This is a genomic window from Curtobacterium sp. L3-7, from assembly GCF_048756585.1.
Lineage (GTDB): Bacteria > Actinomycetota > Actinomycetes > Actinomycetales > Microbacteriaceae > Curtobacterium.
Window position 1 is genome coordinate 2,171,481 of record NZ_CP151474.1, and the last position, 18,298, is coordinate 2,189,778.

The 18,298-nt window shown below is 69.8% G+C and carries 14 protein-coding genes; 12 read left to right on the forward strand and 2 right to left on the reverse strand.

All coding sequences use genetic code 11. The features are described 5' to 3' along the window. Positions 1-2 precede the first annotated feature (2 nt). Together AAEP80_RS10575 and AAEP80_RS10580 are read left to right on the forward strand one after the other, a co-directional pair. Complete coding sequence (locus AAEP80_RS10575; RefSeq protein WP_420364379.1) at positions 3-422, forward strand: cytochrome c oxidase subunit 4; 420 nt, start codon at positions 3-5, stop codon at positions 420-422. 168 nt (positions 423-590) lie between these two features. Further along, entirely contained in the window at positions 591-1,964 is a 1,374-nt protein-coding gene (locus AAEP80_RS10580; RefSeq protein ID WP_420364380.1) for a glucose-6-phosphate dehydrogenase, read from the forward strand. Positions 1,965-2,180: 216 nt separating this feature from the next. Here AAEP80_RS10580 and AAEP80_RS10585 read toward each other — a convergent pair whose 3' ends face one another. Continuing rightward, a complete protein-coding gene (locus AAEP80_RS10585) occupies positions 2,181-4,052 on the reverse strand; it encodes a glycoside hydrolase family 15 protein (protein ID WP_420364381.1) in 1,872 nt (623 codons plus the stop codon). Between the two features lie 73 nt (positions 4,053-4,125). After that, positions 4,126-5,175 carry an App1 family protein gene (locus tag AAEP80_RS10590; protein WP_281264207.1) on the reverse strand — a complete coding sequence of 350 codons (1,050 nt, stop codon included), beginning with the start codon at positions 5,173-5,175 and terminating at the stop codon, positions 4,126-4,128. A gap of 140 nt (positions 5,176-5,315) precedes the next feature. On the opposite strand from AAEP80_RS10590, the gene AAEP80_RS10595 reads away from it, so the two are divergent. The 10 genes from AAEP80_RS10595 (at position 5,316) to leuS (ending at position 18,276) form a co-directional block, all read left to right on the forward strand. Beyond that, positions 5,316-5,963, forward strand: coding sequence for a TetR/AcrR family transcriptional regulator (locus AAEP80_RS10595; protein ID WP_402728459.1), 648 nt, complete (start codon positions 5,316-5,318; stop codon positions 5,961-5,963). Between the two features lie 248 nt (positions 5,964-6,211). Next, positions 6,212-7,114 (forward strand): ABC transporter ATP-binding protein, encoded by a 903-nt coding sequence (locus AAEP80_RS10600; RefSeq protein WP_420364382.1) that lies wholly within the window; start codon positions 6,212-6,214, stop codon positions 7,112-7,114. Further along, positions 7,111-7,833, forward strand: a complete 723-nt coding sequence (locus AAEP80_RS10605) for an ABC transporter permease (RefSeq protein WP_420364383.1) — start codon at positions 7,111-7,113, stop codon at positions 7,831-7,833. Before AAEP80_RS10600 ends, AAEP80_RS10605 begins: the two co-directional genes overlap by 4 nt. After that, complete coding sequence (locus AAEP80_RS10610) at positions 7,830-8,570, forward strand: ABC transporter permease (protein WP_420364384.1); 741 nt, start codon at positions 7,830-7,832, stop codon at positions 8,568-8,570. The genes AAEP80_RS10605 and AAEP80_RS10610 overlap by 4 nt, the downstream gene beginning before the upstream one ends. Beyond that, complete coding sequence (locus AAEP80_RS10615) at positions 8,567-9,502, forward strand: ABC transporter substrate-binding protein (RefSeq protein WP_413602175.1); 936 nt, start codon at positions 8,567-8,569, stop codon at positions 9,500-9,502. Before AAEP80_RS10610 ends, AAEP80_RS10615 begins: the two co-directional genes overlap by 4 nt. 266 nt (positions 9,503-9,768) lie before the next feature. Next, the gene (locus AAEP80_RS10620; RefSeq protein ID WP_281264213.1) at positions 9,769-11,181 is read left to right on the forward strand and encodes a cytochrome ubiquinol oxidase subunit I; all 1,413 of its coding nucleotides are present in this window, start codon (positions 9,769-9,771) and stop codon (positions 11,179-11,181) included. Positions 11,182-11,183: 2 nt separating this feature from the next. Continuing rightward, positions 11,184-12,188, forward strand: a complete 1,005-nt coding sequence (gene cydB, locus AAEP80_RS10625) for a cytochrome d ubiquinol oxidase subunit II (RefSeq protein ID WP_420364385.1) — start codon at positions 11,184-11,186, stop codon at positions 12,186-12,188. 11 nt (positions 12,189-12,199) lie between these two features. Then, complete coding sequence (cydD, locus tag AAEP80_RS10630; RefSeq protein ID WP_420364386.1) at positions 12,200-13,843, forward strand: thiol reductant ABC exporter subunit CydD; 1,644 nt, start codon at positions 12,200-12,202, stop codon at positions 13,841-13,843. Next, on the forward strand, positions 13,840-15,528 hold the full coding sequence (gene cydC / locus AAEP80_RS10635; protein WP_420364387.1) for a thiol reductant ABC exporter subunit CydC: 1,689 nt from the start codon (positions 13,840-13,842) through the stop codon (positions 15,526-15,528). The genes cydD and cydC overlap by 4 nt, the downstream gene beginning before the upstream one ends. 186 nt (positions 15,529-15,714) lie before the next feature. Then, on the forward strand, positions 15,715-18,276 hold the full coding sequence (gene leuS / locus AAEP80_RS10640; protein WP_420364388.1) for a leucine--tRNA ligase: 2,562 nt from the start codon (positions 15,715-15,717) through the stop codon (positions 18,274-18,276). Positions 18,277-18,298: the final 22 nt, after the last annotated feature.

Sequence of the window (18,298 nt, forward strand, 5' to 3'; positions counted from 1 at the left end):
CGATGCGCGCCAACGTCAACCTGTTCTGGATCCTCTTCGGGTTCTTCATCCTCGCGGACGCCGCGTACACGATCTGGTTCGCCCTCGCCCACAACGGTGGGTGGGAGCCGGTCGGCACGGTCGGCATCGGCCTGGTCGGGCTCATGGCCGCGTTCATCGCGTTCTACCTCGGCCGCGTGCTCTCCGCCCAGGGCGGGGAGCTGCCGGAAGACCGCCAGGACGCCAACATCGAGGACGGCGACGCCGAGCTCGGGCACTTCAGCCCGTGGTCGTGGTGGCCCATCCTCCTCGCAGCGTCGACGTCGATCTGCTTCCTCGGTGTCGCAGCCGGCCTGTGGATCGTCCCGATCGGTCTGGCGCTCGTCGCCGTGACGCTGGTCGGCTGGGTCTTCGAGTACTACCGCGGCAACTTCGGGCACTGACCCACGACAGACGCGCTTCGGGCGGCACCAACTTCGGTGCCGCCCGAACTGCGTCCTGACGACCTCCATGAGAGCGCGCGCAGCCCGCCGCTCATCAGGGAATCAACCGGCCCGTGTACGGCTTGCAGCCATGCGGACCCATCCACCACGCGAAAGGAGTCACCACCGGTGACCGACAAGCGCACACTCATCATCTTCGGTGCGACGGGCGACCTCGCCTCCCGCCTGCTCCTGCCGGGCCTCGGCACGTTCCTGCAGAGCGGCCGTGCCGTCCCCGTCCAGCTGATCGGCACCGGCCGCAGTGAGCGCACCCCGGAGAAGTGGAAGGACATCGTCACGAAGTCCTTCGCCTCGCAGGACGTCAAGGGACCCGAGGTCGACGCGACCATCGAGTCGACGATCTTCATCCAGGGCGACCCGACCGACCCGAAGCACCTCAGGGCGCTGCTCGACGCCGCCGAGAACGAGCCGATCCTGTACTTCGCGCTCCCGCCGCAGATCGCGTCGGACATCTGCGAGGCCCTGCAGTCGGTCGACCTCCCCGAGGGCACGACCCTGGCGTTCGAGAAGCCCTTCGGCACCGACGTCGCCAGCGCCAAGGCCCTCAACGAGACGGTCCTCAAGATCGTCCCCGAAGAGCGCGTGCACCGCACCGACCACTTCCTCGGCCGGACCACGGTCCTGAACATCATCGGTCTGCGTTTCGCGAACCGCCTGTTCGAGCCGATCTGGAACGCGGAGAACATCGAGAAGGTCGACATCTTCTACGACGAGACCCTCGGCCTGGAGAACCGCGCCCAGTACTACGACGAGGCCGGCGCGATGGTGGACATGATCCAGTCGCACCTGCTGCAGATCCTCGGCCTCGTGACGATGGACGCCCCGGCTGCCATCGACGCCGTCGAGTTCCGCTCGTCCCTCGCCCGTGCGCTCCGCTCGACCCGACTGAAGGGCGACGACGCGAAGATCGCCTCGCGCCGCGCGGTCTACACGGCCGGCACGATCGATGGCAAGGAGCTCCCGTCCTACCAGGACGAGCAGGGCGTCGAGCCTGGTCGTCAGACCGAGACGCTCGCCGAGATCTCGGTGGAGGTCGACACCGCACGCTGGAAGGGCGTCCCCTTCACGCTGCGTTCCGGCAAGGCGCTCGGCGCGAGCCGCAAGGAGGTGCTGATCACCTTCAAGCCGGTGCCGCGCCTGCCCTCCGGCCTGACCGGTCGCCCGAAGACGGACACGCTGCGCATCGTCCTGAACCCGGACGAGATCGAGCTGACCGTGTCGGCGAACGGTGGGGGCAACCCCTTCGAGATGGGCCAGGTCACGCTGTCGTCGTCCTTCAGCGACGGCGAGCTGACCCCGTACGGCGAGGTGCTCAACGGGATCTTCCACGACGACCCGCTGCTCTCGATCCGCGGCGACGTCGCGGAGCGGTGCTGGGAGATCGTGGAGCCCGTCGTCGCCGCCTGGAAGGCGAACGAGGTCCCGCTCGAGGAGTACCGCGCGGGTTCGCGCGGTCCCGCGGACTGGGAGTCGTCATCCTGACGCACTGATCCGGACCACACACGGACGGGAGGCGCGGTGTCAGCTGGCACCGCGCCTCCCGTCCGTCGTCTGCGTACGGGACGGAGGTGGCCGAATCGCGCGTAGGAGGTCGTTTCGCGCGTAGGAGGTCGGAAATTCCGACCTCCTACGCGCGAATCCGCTCCCTACGCGCGAAACGACCCACCGCACGGCGGGTCACGGTGCGCCGGGGCAGCGTCAGGCCGGGGTGCCCGCGCGCTCGCCCTCGCCCGTCCACGACCTGGTGCCGCCGTCGTGCTGGGGGATCCGGGTGCGGTGCCCCGTCGCCTTGCCGCGGGCACGTTCGATCGCGTCCGCCGCGGCCACCAGCGTCAGGTGCGAGAGCGCCTGCGGGGTGTTGCCGATGTGGTGCCCCGTCTCGACGTCGATCTCCTCCGAGAGCATGCCGACGTCGTTGGCGTACCCGACGAGCACGTCCATGAGCCGCTCGGCGTCCTCGATGCGCCCCGATGCCGCGTACTGCTCGACCAGCCAGAACGAGCAGGCCAGGAACGGGTGCTCGCTGCCGCTCAGCCCGTCGAACCCGGCCGTGGTGCGGTACCGCAGCACGAGCCCGTCCGAACCGACGCGGAGGTCCTCCTCGATCGCGGCGACGGTCCCGAGCATCCGCGGGTCGGTCGCCTTGCAGTAGCCGATCTGCGGCAGGACGAGCAGGCTCGCGTCCACCTCGTCGGTGTCGTAGTGCTGGCGGAAGGACCCGCGTTCGGCGTTCCACCCGTGCTCGTCGATCTCCGCACGGACGGCGTCACGGAGCCGGCGCCAGCGGTCCACGGGGCCTTCGAGTCCGAACTCCTCGACCGCGGCGACCCCTCGGTCGAACGCGGCCCAGATCATCGCCCGCGAGTGCGTGAAGCTCCGTCGGGGGCCGCGCATCTCCCAGATGCCGTTGTCCGGTTCCTGCCAGTGCTCCTCGACGTAGCCGAGCAGGGCACGCTGGAGCGCCCACGAGTCGGCGTTCTCCTCGACGCCGAGCTCGCGGGCGTCGTGGAGCGCCGCGAGCACCTCGCCGAACACGTCGCCCTGGTACTGCGTGTACGCACCGTTCCCCACCCGCACGGGCTTCGATCCCGCGTACCCGGCGAGGTGGTCGAGCTCACGTTCCGGCAGCTCGCGTTCGCCGGCGATGCCGTACATGATCTGCACGTCGGCCGGGTCGCCTGCGATCGCCCGGAGCAGCCAGCCGCGCCAGTGCTTCGCCTCGTCCTGGTAGCCGTGGGCGATCATCGACGCGAGTGCCAGCGAGGCGTCGCGGAGCCAGACGTACCGGTAGTCCCAGTTGCGTTCGCCGCCCGGGTCCTCCGGCAGGCTCGTGGTGGCCGCGGCGACGACCCCGCCGGTCTCCGCGTGGGTCATCGCACGGAGGAAGAGCAGCGATCGGCGGGTGGCGTCGGCGTAGCGGCCGCCGACGCGGGCGGTGCCGGTCCAGTCGCGCCACCACTGCCTGGTGCGGTGGAGTGCGTCGTCGACGTCGAGTTCCTCCGGGGGCTCGCGGTGCGACGGGTACCAGGTCAGCACGGTGTCGAGCACGTCCCCGTCGTGCACGGTGCGGGTGGCGACGTGGCGGTGGTCGTCGGCGTGGAACCGGACGCCGCGGACGATGACCGACCCGGGTCCCGCCGTCGCGACGAGTGCGGGGTCGTCGTCGTCGCCGACCTGGCGGACCCAGGGGAGTGCGCGGGCGTAGTCGAACCGGATGCGCAGGGCCTGTCGGACCTCGACCTCGCCCGTGAGCCCCCTGACGCGCCGGACGACCGATGCCCGGTGCGCGCCGATCGGCATGAAGTCGGTGACCTCGACGACGCCGGTGGACGTGGTCCAGATCGTCGTCAGGACGAGGGTGTCCTCGTCGTACCGACGCTCGGCGATGGCGTCGGGGTCGGTGGGTCGGAGCGTCCAGTGCCCGTCGTGCTCGTCTCCCAGCAGGGACGCGAAGGTCGAGGGGCTGTCGAAGCGGGGGAGACACGCCCAGTCGATCGTGCCGGCACGGTCCACCAGTGCGGCCGTGTAGCAGTCCCCGATGATCGCGTGGTCCTCGATGCGTTGCGCCATGCCCCCGATCGAACCACTGACCGCCGATGTTCCACCGGCGTCATGCGTCACCGACTGAGAGTGCGCGCAGGCTCTAGTCGAGTTCGGTGATCCCGACGCGGGCGAGCTCGGTCCAGAGACCGGCACCGTCCGGGGCGTAGACCCACGGCGCGGCGGATTCCCTGGAGCGTTCCTGGGCCCTGGACCGTCCACCCGCGAGGACGGCCTCACTCGTGGACAGCTGCCGGATCGCGACACCCGCGACGTTGTCCGGGTGCTCGCGCGCGAAGTCGCCGTACAGGGTCTCGTCGTGCTGCCCGTCGTCACCGACGAGCAGCCACTTGATGTCCGGGAAGTCGCGGGCGAGCCGCCGGAGGTTCTCGTGCTTGTGCAGCTGCCCGCTCCGGAAGAAGCGGTCGTGCGTCGGACCCCAGTCGGTGAGCAGCAGGGTGCCGGACGGGTACATGTTCCTGGTGAGGAAGCGCTGGAGCGTCGGCCCGACGTTCCACGCACCGGTGGAGAGGTACACCGTCGGCGACCCGGGGTGCTGCGCGAGTACACGCTCGTAGAGGACGGACATGCCGGGGACCGGGCGGCGCGCGTGCTCGGTGAGGACGAAGGAGTTCCACGCGGCCAGCATCGGACGGGGGAGCGAGGTCACCATCACGGTGTCGTCGATGTCGGACAGCAGCCCGAACCGCGTGTCCGGGTGCACGACGAAGACGTCGGCCTCGGCGTCGCGCTGCCCGCCGGCGGACAGCCTGATGGTCTGCCAGCCCGGTTCGAGGTCGATCGGGACGATGGTGTCGACCACGCCGCCACGGTCGGACTGCACGGTGTGGGTGACCCCGCCGGCGGTGATGGTCACCTCGGCGTGGTCGACCGCCACGCTCGTGAAGGTGCGCCAGCCGCGGACACCGGTGTACGCCGCGTCCGAGGCGAGTCCACGCCGGGTCAGCAGCACCCGGCAGAGCACCCGGATCCACCCGGGCGCGCCGTACCCGGTGTACGGGATGACGGTCGGCACGAGGCCGCGTCGGCGGGCGCGCTGTTCACGGAACTCCTGCACGGCGTCCTCGATCCGGGCGGCACGATGCAGGATCGGCTCGGCCAGCGACGGTTCGTGGGACGTCGGGTCGGGCATCGGCCCATCATCCCACGGAGGGGTGGAGGATGGGCACGACGCACTCGACACCCGGAGAATCGCAGCGGGATTCCAGCCGGGCTCTGCGAGAGTTGCCCCGTCACACAATCAGCCCGCGGTCGCCGCGAGAAGGAGAACACGTGCTCGTCACCGAGGTTTCGAACGCACTGCCGGGGGGATCATCACTGCTCAGGAACGAGCCGGTCCAAGCCCGCAGTTCGGCGCGCCTCGCCGGGCTCCTCGACGCCGCAGCCGCGGTGATCGACGAGATCGGCTTCGAGCGGCTCACCACGGCCATGGTCGCCGAACGGGCGGGGGCGTCCATCGGCACGGTCTACCGGTACTTCCCGGACCGCATCGCCGTGGTGGAGGCGCTCGCCATCCGCTGCACGCAGCGGCTCGCGTCCCGGTTCGTCGACGCGCTCGACGCCAGCGGCGCGACGACCTGGCAGGACGCCTGCGACGCGCTCATCGACATGACGAGCGAGATGTACCGGACCGAGCCCGGGTTCCGCGCGATCCGCTTCGGCGACGCCGCGGACTCCGGCGTCGGTGACGAGGAAGACCGCATGGGTGCCCTCGGCGGGGCGGTCGGCGCGATCATGCGCGAGCGCTTCGGCCTGCCGGACAACGACGCCGTCGCGCGAGCGTGGGTCGTCCTCGCCGAATCCGGACACGCCGTGCTGGCCAGGGCCCACCAGGACCGCGAGCACCCGGACACGGGGCTCATCGAGGCATACCGCGTCATGAACAAGACGTACCTGGAGTCGGTGATCGCCGCCTCCTGACCACCGGTCACCAATCCGAACGGCGCCCGCCCTCCGAACTGGAGGCGCGGGCGCTGTCGTGTCCGCGGCCTCCGCCGTGCGCGGGGTCGGCTCCAGAGCCGTGGCGGCTTCCGCAGACCGGCCGCCGCCGGGTGGCGCTGTCCGGGACACGCCCGGTCACGTCACGGATCGTCACCTGGACGTACCGCTGTCGGTGCTGACGGGTACTCTCACTCGGAGTCGGGCTACCTCCTACCAGAAGGGCACCCATGATCGAGTTCCGCCAGGTGCGCAAGACGTACCCGGACGGCACGGCCGCAGTCGAGCGGTTCGACCTCGTCATCCCATCACGCACCACGACGGTCTTCGTCGGGTCGAGTGGTTGCGGGAAGACGACGCTGCTCCGCATGATCAACCGGATGGTCGACCCCACTGCCGGGTCCGTCTCCATCGACGGTGAGGACGTCGCAGGCGTCGACCCGGTGAAGCTCCGCCGCAGCATCGGCTACGTGATGCAGAACGCGGGCCTGCTGCCGCACCGCAAGGTCGCGGACAACATCGCGACCGTGCCGCTGCTCACCGGTGTGTCGAAGCAGGAAGCCCGCGCGCGGGCGCTCGAGCTGATGGACACCGTCGGACTCGACCGCGCCTTCGCTGACCGCTACCCGTCGCAGCTGTCGGGTGGCCAGCAGCAGCGCGTCGGTGTCGCCCGCGGGCTCGCCGTCGACCCGAACATCCTGCTGATGGACGAGCCGTTCGGCGCGGTCGACCCGCTGGTCCGCAACGACCTGCAGGACGAGCTCATCCGGCTCCAGCGCGAGCTCGGCAAGACGGTCGTGTTCGTGACCCACGACATCGACGAGGCGTTCAAGCTCGGCGACCAGGTCGTCATCCTGAAGAAGGGCGGCGAGATCGCGCAGCTCGGGACACCGGCCGAGATCCTCTCGGAACCGGCGGACGACTTCGTGGCGAACTTCATCGGCGCCGGACGTGGTCGTCGAGCGCTCCGTGTGGAGCAGACGCCCACCGGACCCATCGTGGTCGACGGGGACGGACGTGCCGCCGGTGTGCTCACCGGTCCGGTCCCGGTCGTCGACGCGGCGTCCGCGGTGCCGCAGCCGGCCGGGCCGGACGCCGCACACCGGGACGCCGCGCACCGGGACAGCGTGTGAACTGGGTCACCGGCAACCTCGACACGATCACGTCGAACCTGATCGCGCACATCTGGCTGTCGATCCCGCCGATCGTCATCAGCTTCGTGCTCTCGGTGCCGATCGGCCTGCTCGTGAACCGTCTGCGCAAGGGTCGCCGCGGTGCACGGGCGACCGGTTCGACGATCATCGTCGTGGCGAGCCTGCTCTACGCCATCCCGTCCTTCCCGCTCTTCCTCGCCTTGCCGCCGCTGCTCGGGACGAACATCCTGGACCCGGCGAACGTCGTCATCGCGCTGACGATCTACGGCGTCGCCCTGATGGCGCGCTCGGCGGCCGACGCACTCGACGCCGTCGACCCCGCGGTGCTGAACGCCGCGGCGGCCATGGGGTACTCGCCCGTGCAGCGGTTCTTCCGCGTCGAACTGCCCCTCGCCGGCCCCGTGCTCCTCGCCGGCATCCGGGTCGTCGCGGTCAGCACGGTGAGCCTCGTCACGGTCGGTGCGCTCCTCGGGATCCCGAACCTCGGGTTCCTGCTCACCGACGGCCTCAAGCGCGGCATCAGTGTCGAGATCCTGACCGGCATCGTGCTGACGATCGTCCTGGCGCTCGTCATCGACGGCCTCCTGGTGCTCATCGGGCGCATCGTGATGCCGTGGACCCGCGGTGGCAGCCGTGACGCCAAGCGCATCCGGCGTCGTGCAGCGGCGGACGTCCGGACCGGGGAGGTGTCCGCGTGAACCTCTTCGCCGGCGCCATCGCCTGGATCTTCGACCCCGCCAACTCCGTCGGGGCGAACGGCATCCCGGTCCGCCTCTGGGAGCACGTGTGGATCACGCTGCTCACCATCGTCATCGCCTGCGCCATCGCGGTGCCACTCGGCCTCGTGATCGGGCACACCGGGCGCGGCAAGAGCCTCGCCGTGGGGTTCTCCGGCGGGGTCCGGGCGCTCCCCACGCTCGGCCTGCTGACGATCCTCGCCCTGTGGATCGGGCTCGGCATCGAAGCGCCGCTCATCTCACTCGTTATCCTGGCGATCCCGTCGATCCTGGCCGGCACGTACTCCGGCCTCGAGGCGATCGACCGAGTGACCATCGACGCGGCCAAGGCGCAGGGCATGACCACGTGGCAGTTGCTGACGAAGGTGGAGATCCCGCTCGGGCTCCCGCTGATCGTCGGCGGCATCCGTGCCGCGGTGCTCCAGGTCATCGCGACCGCCACGCTCGCCGCCTACATCAACGCGGGCGGTCTCGGCGGGTACGCGTTCTCCGGGCTCGCCAACCAGGACTACGAAGAGGTCCTCGGCGGTTCGCTCCTGGTGATCGCACTCGCCATCGTCTTCGAGATCGTGTTCGCCGTCCTGCAGCGGCTCGCGGTGCCGGCGGGTACCACCGCCGCCTCCGCGGGTGATGGACGGCGCGACGCTGACCGCCCGGAAAGTCGGGCATCAACCCCCTTGGAAGGAACCCTCCAGTGACCACTGCACGCACCAAGCGCCTCGGCGCGACCATCGCGGTCGCGACCGCCGCCGCGATCGCCCTCGCGGGCTGCTCGTCAGGCGACCCGCTCTCCTCCGGCGGCGGCTCCGGCTCGTCGGACACCATCACCGTCGGCTCGCAGGCCTACCCGTCGAACGAGATCATCGCGGAGCTCTACGCGCAGGAACTCGAGAAGGCCGGCTTCACCGTCACCAAGAAGCTCAACATCGGACAGCGCAAGGCGTACTGGCCCGAGGTTGCCAAGGGCAACATCGACGTGTTCCCGGAGTACAACGGCAACCTCCTGAACTACCTCCTGCAGTCCGACAACAAGGACACGACGACGGAGACCACGACGGACGGCATCAACGCCGCCCTGAAGGACGAACTGCCCTCCGGCGTCAAGGCCCTGCCGTCCGCGGACGCATCCGACTCGGACACGTACACGGTCACGCAGGAGCTTGCCGACAAGTACGACCTCAAGTCGATCGGCGACCTGTCGAAGATCGGTGGCACCATCTCGATCGCGGCGAACCCCGAGTTCGCCACGGCTGCGTACGGTCCGACCGGCCTGAAGGCGAAGTACGGCATCACCGGTGAGGTCAACCAGCAGAACGACTCCGGTGGCCCGCTCACGGTCAAGGCGATCAAGGACGGCGACTCGCAGGTCGCCGACATCTACTCGGCCAGTGCGTCGATCGCCACCGAGAAGCTCGTCACGCTCGAGGACCCGAAGAACCTCGTGCCGGTGAACAACGTCACGCCGATCGTCTCCTCGAAGCTGGACTCGAAGGCGACCGCGGCGATCGAGAAGGTCAACAAGGTGCTCACCACGGACGCGCTCATCGAGCTCGACCGTCAGAACTCCGTGGAGCAGAAGTCCGCGGCCTCGGTGGCCAAGGCCTTCCTGCAGGACAAGGGTCTGCTCTAGTCCTCCAGCAAGTGTGAGATAAACGACAGGTGTCGGGCAATGCGCCCGGCACCTGTCGTCGTTCCCGGGCACATCCGTTCGGCACGGTTGTGCCGTTCAAGGGCCCTGCACGTTCGTGCAGTTCGGGTTTCTACAAGTTGTCGAATCGGGTCGCCTGCCGGTACCGTGGAGGTGTCCCAACGGTTGTGACACCCAGAAGTACCCCTTCCACAGGAAGCAACTGACGTGCACGAACAGCGCGCGGCGTTCCCGATCGGTACAGCCGCATGAACGACATCCTCGATCCGCTCATCCTGTCCAGGTGGCAGTTCGGGCTGACCACCATCTACCACTTCCTCTTCGTCCCGTTGACGATCGGCATGGCCGTGGTCGTCGCGACCTTCCAGACGGCGTGGTACCGCACCGGTCGGGCGCACTACCTGCAGCTCACCCGGTTCTTCGGCCGGATCTTCCTCATCAACTTCGCGATGGGTGTCGTGACGGGCATCGTGCAGGAGTTCCAGTTCGGCATGAACTGGTCGAACTACTCCCGGTTCGTCGGGGACGTGTTCGGCGCCCCGCTCGCACTCGAGGGGATCCTCGCGTTCTTCTTCGAGGCGGCGTTCATCGGCGTCTGGATCTTCGGGTGGGACCGGTTGCCCAAGGGCCTGCACCTCGCGAGCATGTGGTGCGTCAGCGCCGGGACGATCATGTCGGCGTACTTCATCATCGCCGCGAACGCGTTCATGCAGCACCCCGTCGGCTACGTCATCAACGAAGCCAAGGGCCGCGCGGAACTCACCGACATCTGGGCGGTGCTGACGAACAAGGTCGCACTGGCCGCGTTCCCGCACACGCTCTTCGCGTGCTTCATGGTGGCCGCCGGCGTGATCATCTCGGTCGCGTCGTACCACCTGGCGCGCAACCAGAACCTCGAGACGATGATGCCGGCGCTGAAGTTCGGCCTCTGGACGATGGTCGCCGCCGGTGCGCTGACCGTCCTCACCGGCGACCAGCTCGGGCTGACGATGGTCGACACGCAGCCGATGAAGATGGCCGCGGCCGAGGCGCTGTACAACACGGCGACCGGCAAGGACGCCTCGTTCTCGATCTTCACGCTCGGCACACCGGACGGCGTGCACGAGCTGTTCTCGATCCGTGTGCCGTACCTGCTGTCGTTCCTCTCGACGCACACCTTCAACGGCACGGTCGAGGGCATCAACGACCTGCAGGCGCAGTACACGCAGGTGTACGGCCCCGGTGACTACAAGCCGATCATCTGGGTGACGTACTGGTCGTTCCGCTGGATGATCGCCCTCGGTGTCGGCGCGGTCCTCGTCGCCCTCGCCGGACTGTGGCTGACCCGCAAGGGCCGTTTCCCGACGCAGCGCTGGGTGTGGCGGATCGCCACCTGGGCGGTGCCGCTGCCGATGGCCGCGATGATCGTCGGCTGGATCTTCACCGAGATGGGCCGGCAACCGTGGCTCGTGTTCGGGCTGTTGAAGACGGCTGACGGGGTGTCCCCGAACGTGACCGGGGTCGAGGTCCTCATCTCGCTCGTCGTCTTCACGCTGATCTACGGCGCGCTGGCGGTGGTGGAGTTCCGGCTCATCAAGAAGGTGGCGCAAGAAGGCCCCGCTGCTCCGGCACCGGTGGACGAGGAGACCGGCGAGGTCAAGCACGAAGTGACGGTGTACTGATCATGGACCTCCCCGTTCTCTGGTTCGCCATCGTCGGCGTCTTCTTCGTCGGCTACTTCGTGCTCGACGGGTTCGATTTCGGCGTCGGCATGGCCCTGCCGTTCCTCGGCAAGGACGACACCGACCGTCGCGTCATGATCAACACGATCGGCCCCGTCTGGGACCTCAACGAGACCTGGGTCATCGTGGCCGGCGCCTGCCTGTTCGCGGCGTTCCCGGAGTGGTACGCCACGATGTTCTCCGGGTTCTACCTGGCACTGCTGCTGATCCTCGCGGCGCTCATCGCCCGTGGTGTCTCGTTCGAGTACCGCCACCAGAACAAGCAGCTGCAGTGGAAGCGTTCGTTCGACCTGATGATCATCGTCGGCAGCGCCGTGCCGTCGTTCCTCTGGGGCGTCGCGTTCGGCAACGTGGTCCGCGGGATCCCGATGGACTCCGGGCACAACTACACGGGCACGCTGTTCGACCTGCTCAACCCGTTCGCGCTGCTGACCGGGCTCGCGACGCTGCTGGTGTTCTTCACGCACGGCGTCGTCTTCATCGCGCTGAAGACCGAGGGTGACATCCGCGACCGTGCGAAGCGGCTCGCCACCAGGGCCGGCACCGTGACGATCGTCGTCGCGGCGGCGTTCCTCGTGTCGATGGCGTTCGTCCGGGCCACCCCGGCGTCGCTGGTGCTCTCCGTGGTCGCCGCGCTCGCGCTCGTCCTCGCGGTGCTGTGCAACGCGTGGGGGAAGGAGGGCCGGGCGTTCACGCTGATGGCGGTCACGATCGCCGCGGTGGTGCTCGCGATGTTCACGGCGATCTTCCCGAACGTGATGCCCGCCTCGAACGACGTGGCACGGAGCCTCACGGTCTACAACGCATCGAGTGGCACGTACACGCTGACGGTCATGAGCTGGGTCGCACTGATCTTCGTCCCGCTCGTGTTCGCCTACCAGGCGTGGACGTACTGGGTGTTCCGCAAGCGGGTTTCGCGGGCGCAGGTCACCGCGGCCGCCCACTAGGTGCGTCGCCGATGAAGCCGCTCGACCCGCGTCTGCTGCGCCTCTCACGCTCGGCGCGCGGCTTCGTCGTCGCCGCGGCCGGGACGGGTGTCGTCCGCACCCTCGCGACCATCGCGATCGCGTGGGCCGTCGCCGCTGCCGTCACCGAGGTGGTCGACGCCGTGCACCACGGCGGCGTCGTCCCCGCGGTGTTCGTGCCGACGCTGGCGCTGCTCGGCGGTGCGTTCGTCGTGCGCGCCGTGGCGGCGTGGGCGACGGACGACCTCGCCGCACGGGCCGCAGCGACCGTGAAGAGCGAGCTGCGCCGCACCGTGCTGGCGCGGGCGGCCGAACGCGGACCCGGATGGCTCGCGGAACGGTCGAGCGCCGGCTTCGCGACGACGCTCGGTCCTGGGCTCGACGCCCTCGACGCCTACTTCGGGCGCTACCTGCCACAGCTCGCACTCACGGCGATCGCGACCCCGGTGCTGCTCGTCGCGATCGGTCTCGGCGACCTGACGAGCGGGCTCGTCGTCCTCTGCGCGCTGCCGGTCATCCCCGTGTTCATGATCCTCATCGGTCTCGCCACGCAGTCGTTGCAGCGGAAGCAGTCCGACGCGCTGGCGCGACTCGGCGGTGCATTCCTCGAGGCCGTCGAGGGCCTGTCCACGCTGAAGGTCTTCGGTCGTGCGCGTCGGCAGGTCGCCCGCATCGGCACCGTCACGGACGAGTACCGACGCGGGACCCTCGGCGTGCTGCGGTTGTCGTTCGTGAGCGGCTTCGCGCTCGAGCTCGCCGCCAGCCTCTCGGTCGCCCTCGTCGCGGTGTCGATCGGCATCCGGCTCGTGGACGGCTCGCTCGGTCTCGGCGCCGCGATGTTCGTCCTGGTGCTGGCACCGGAGGCCTTCGCGCCGATCCGGCAGGTCGGCGCCGACTTCCACGCCGCGCAGGACGGCGTCGAGGCGTCGGCAGCCGTGCTCGACGTGCTCGACGACGACCGCACGCCGGCTGCTGCTCCGCCGACGGTGCCCGCCGCCACCGATCTCGTGCTCCGCGGCGTGGCCGTCAGGCGCCAGGACGTGGTGATCGGGCCCGTCGACCTCGACGCCCACCCCGGCACGGTCCTCGCGCTCGTCGGTCCGAGCGGTGCCGGCAAGTCGAGCCTCATCGCGGCGATCCGCGGTGCCGTGCCGCACGACGGCACGGTCGTCGTGCCCGGTCCGGCCGGTTCCACCGTGGACGACCGGATCGCGTGGGCCGACCAACGCGCGCGACTCGTCCGCGGCACCATCGCCGAGAACGTGGCCCTCAGCCAGCAGCCCGACGACGACGACGTGCTGACCGCGCTCGGTGACGCGGGGCTGGGACTCGACCCGAGCCTCCAGGTCGGTGCAGGCGGCGCCGGGCTGTCCGGCGGACAGGCGCAGCGCGTCGCCGTCGCCCGAGCGCTCTACCGGCACCGTCGGTCCGGTACCCGCCTGGTGCTCCTCGACGAACCGACGTCCGCACTGGACGCCGACGCGGAGGCGCACCTCATCACGACGATGCGGCGGCTCGCCGCCGACGGCGCGGTGGTCGTCGTCGCGAGCCACCGGCCGGCGGTCGTGGCCGCGGCCGACGTCCGCGTCGACGTCGCGGCGAGCGGTGCCGTCGCGGTCCTCGGAGCGCACGCGTGACCGGCCAGGAGGCCCGTGGCGGCTCCGTCCTGCGGCTCGCGATGCCGCGCGGTGCCGGGTGGGGCAAGGCGGTCGCCGCCGGCTCGCTCAGCGCGCTGTGCGCTGTGGCCCTGCTCGCGGCGAGCGGGTACCTGATCACCCGGGCGGCGGAACACCCGCCGATCCTCTACCTGACGCTCGTCATGGTCGGGGTCCGGGCGTTCGCGCTCGGTCGGGCGGCGCTGCGGTACGTGGACCGGCTCGCCGGGCACGACGCGTCCTTCCGGCAACTCGCCGTGGTCCGGACCGAGATGTACCGCCGGCTCGCGTCGGTCGCGCCGGCGGGCCTCGGGACCACAGGACGCGGCGACCTGATGACCCGCCTGGTCACCGACACCGATCGGCTGCAGGACCTGCCGATCCGCGTCGTCGGCCCGCTCGTGTCCGCCGGTGTGACCGCGCTGCTCTCCGTCGTCGCCGTCGCACTGGTGTCCGTCCCCGCCGCCCTCGTGCTGCTCGTGGCCCTCGTGCTCGCCGCCGTCCTCGGTTCCGTCGTCACCGCGTCGATCGCGCGCCGCAGCGACGAGGAGACCGCGGCGGACCGCGGGCGTGTCGCCGACCTGGTCCTGGACACGGTGCGGACGCTCGACGTGTTCGCCGCCTACGGCACCCTCGACGAACGGCTCGCGCACATCGCCGCGCTCGACGCCCGGGTCACCCGTGCGGTCCGCCGTCGGGCCACGGTCGAGTCGCTCGTCGGGGCGTCGGTCGGACTCATCGGCGGTGCCGCGGTGATCGGGATCCTCGCGGCCGGTGCACCAGCGGTCGTCACCGGTGCGCTCGACGGACCGCTCTGGGCGCTCGCGGTCTTCGTCCCGCTCGCGCTGTTCGAGGTCGTCGGGTCGGTCCCGCTCGCGGTGCTGACCTACCGGCGGGTGCGGGCAGCGGCCGACCGGGTCGAGCGGGTGGTCCCCGCCGTCACGCCGGACGGGATCGTCCAGGAGACCGCTGCCGATGCGGAGCCGGCGTCCCTCGTGGTCGACGGTCCGGTCGCGGTGTCCCTGTCCGGGCTGACCGTCAAGTGGCCGGGGGCGATCGACGCCGCCGTGGACGACGTCTCGTTCGACCTGCTCCCCGGCGAGGTCGTCGTGGTCCAGGGGCCGAGCGGCGCGGGCAAGTCGACGCTGGTGGACGCGCTCGTGCGGTTCGTCGAGTACCGGGGCAGCTACACGATCGACGGGGTCGAGGCACGGACGATGCACCCGGACGCCGTGCGTGCGCGGGTCGGACTCATCGAGCAGGACCCGTTCGTGTTCGACCAGTCGATCCGGCAGAACCTGCTCTTCGCGCGGGAGACCGCGACGGACGACGACCTGCTCGGCGTGCTCGACCGGGTCGGCCTCGGGGCGTGGGTGGAGCGCCGTGGTGGTCTCGACGCGGCCGTGGGGGAGCGCGGCGCCCTGGTCTCCGGCGGGCAGGCGCACCGGCTCGCGCTCGCCCGGGCGCTCCTGCACGCGTTCCCCGTGCTCGTGCTCGACGAGCCGACGGCCGACATCGACCCGGATCTCGGCGACGCCGTGCTGCGCGACCTCGTGACCACCGCCCGGGCAGCAGGGCGGACCGTCGTGGTCGTGTCGCACGTGCCGGTGGCGCCGGACCTCGTCGACCGGACCATCCGGATGCGCGACGGCCGCATCGCGGCCTGACCATCCCCGGGACGTTCGCTCCTGGCCGTCCGCGAGTGGGGCCCGTGCCTTGTAATCTTGAGGACCGACACGTGTCTGACGGACGTGTGTCGTGCCTCTCCCCGCTCGCTCGGCCGGATCATCGCTCCGCAAGCTCCACGATGACCCGGAACCGGCGAGTGGGGGCCCAGACCGATTGAGAGTTCCGTGACCATCGAGCAGCACGTCGAGGACCCGCACACCTACGACTTCCGGCGCATCCAGGACAAGTGGCAGGGGCGGTGGGAAGAGCTCGGCCTCTTCACCGTCGACCCCGACGACCGTCGTCCCCGGAAGTACATCCTCGAGATGTTCCCGTACCCGTCCGGCGACCTGCACATGGGGCACGCCGAGAACTGGGCGCTCGGTGACTTCGTCGCGCGCTACTGGCGGCAGCAGGGCTTCAACGTGCTCCACCCGATCGGCTGGGACTCCTTCGGGCTGCCGGCCGAGAACGCGGCGATCAAGCGCGGGGTGGACCCGAAGGACTGGACCTACGCCAACATCGAGCAGCAGAAGGCGTCGTTCAAGCGGTACGCGCCGTCCTTCGACTGGACGACGGAGATCCACACCTCGGACCCCGAGTACTACAAGTGGAACCAGTGGCTGTTCCTGAAGATGTACGAGAAGGGCCTGGCGTACCGCAAGGACAGCTGGGTGAACTGGGACCCGGTGGACCAGACCGTGCTCGCGAACGAGCAGGTCCTGCCGGACGGCACCTCGGACCGCTCCGGCGCCGTCGTGGTCAAGAAGAAGCTCACGCAGTGGTACTTCAAGATCACCGACTACGCGGACCGGCTGCTCGACGACCTCAACCAGCTCGAGGGTCGCTGGCCCGCGAAGGTCCTGGCGATGCAGCGCAACTGGATCGGTCGCTCGGTCGGCGCGGACGTCGACTTCGTGATCGAGGGGCGCGACGAGCCGGTGACCGTGTTCACCACGCGTCCGGACACGATCAACGGCGTGACGTTCCTCGTGGTGGCGCCGGACTCCGACCTCGCGGCATCGTTGGTGGCGGCTCCGTCGGTCTCCGACGGGGTCCGCGCCGCGTTCGAGTCGTACCTGGTGGCGACGCAGAAGACCTCCGAGATCGACCGGCAGAACGCCGACCGGCCGAAGACCGGCGTCCCGCTCGACCGGTTCGCGATCCACCCGCTCACCGGTGAGCGCCTGCCGATCTGGGCGGCGGACTACGTGCTCGCCGACTACGGCCACGGCGCCGTCATGGCCGTGCCCGCGCACGACCAGCGCGACCTCGACTTCGCACGGGCGTTCGACCTGCCCGTGAAGGTCGTCGTCGACACGAACCAGCCGGTGACCGGGGCGATCCCGGTGATCCCGGAGGGGGCGACCCTCGACGACTTCGACCTGCCCGTCCTCGACCCGGCCGCCACGGGTGAGGCCCTGACCGGGCAGGGTCGGATGATCAACTCCGGGCCGCTCGACGGCATGTCCAAGCAGCACGCGATCACCGCGGCGATCAAGCTCCTCGACGAGCGCGGCACCGGCCGTGCCGCCAAGACGTACCGCCTGCGCGACTGGCTCATCTCGCGCCAGCGCTTCTGGGGCACCCCCATCCCGATCATCCACGGGGAAGACGGCACCGAGTACCCGGTGCCCGAGGACCAGTTGCCAGTCGTGCTGCCCTCGACCGAGGGGCTCGACCTCAAGCCGAAGGGCACGTCGCCGCTGGGTGGCGCGACCGACTGGGTGAACGTCCCGAACCCCGTGGACGGATCCCCGGCGAAGCGCGACGCCGACACGATGGACACGTTCGTGGACTCGTCGTGGTACTTCCTGCGGTTCCTGTCGGCGAACGACGACACACAGGCGTTCGACCCCATGCTCGTCAACAAGTGGGCGCCGGTCGACCAGTACATCGGCGGTGTCGAACACGCGATCCTCCACCTGCTCTACGCGCGCTTCGTCACGAAGGTCCTGTTCGACCTGGGCTACCTCGACTTCACCGAGCCCTTCTCGGCGCTGCTGAACCAGGGCATGGTCCTGTCCGGCGGCTCGAAGATGTCGAAGTCCAAGGGCGGCGTCTCGCTGGGTGACGAACTCGACGCGCACGGTGTCGACGCCATCCGCATGGTGATGGGCTTCGCCGGTCCGCCGGAGGACGACATCAACTGGGAGGACGTCTCGCCGGCGGCCTCCGCCCGCTTCCTGGCCCGCGCCTACCGCCTCGCCACCGACGTCACCTCGACGCCGGATGCGGTGTGGGCGGAGGGCGACCGTGCCCTTCGGCAGGTCACCCACCGGTTCCTCGCGGACTCCCCGGGGCTGATGGAGTCGTTCAAGTTCAACGTCGTGATCGCGCGGCTCATGGACCTGGTGAACGTCACCCGCAAGGCGATCGACAACGGACCGGGCGCCGGTGACCCCGCCGTGCGCGAGGCCGTCGAGACGATCGCGCTCGGCCTGAGCGTCTTCGCGCCGTACGCCGGTGAGGAGATGTGGGAGAAGCTCGGCTACGAGGGCTCCGTCGCGACCTACGGGTGGCGGAAGGCGGACCCGACGCTGCTCGTGCAGGAGTCGTTGACGGCCGTCGTGCAGGTCAACGGCAAGGTGCGCGACTCGTTCGAGGTGTCGAAGTCGATCGACCCGGCGGAGCTCGAGGCCCTCGCGCGCGCGTCCGCGAACGTGCAGCGGTACATCGGGGACCGCGAGATCGTGAAGGTCATCGTGCGGGCGCCGAAGCTCGTGAACATCGCGATCAAGGCGTAGTTCCTCCACAGCGGTGCGCCGG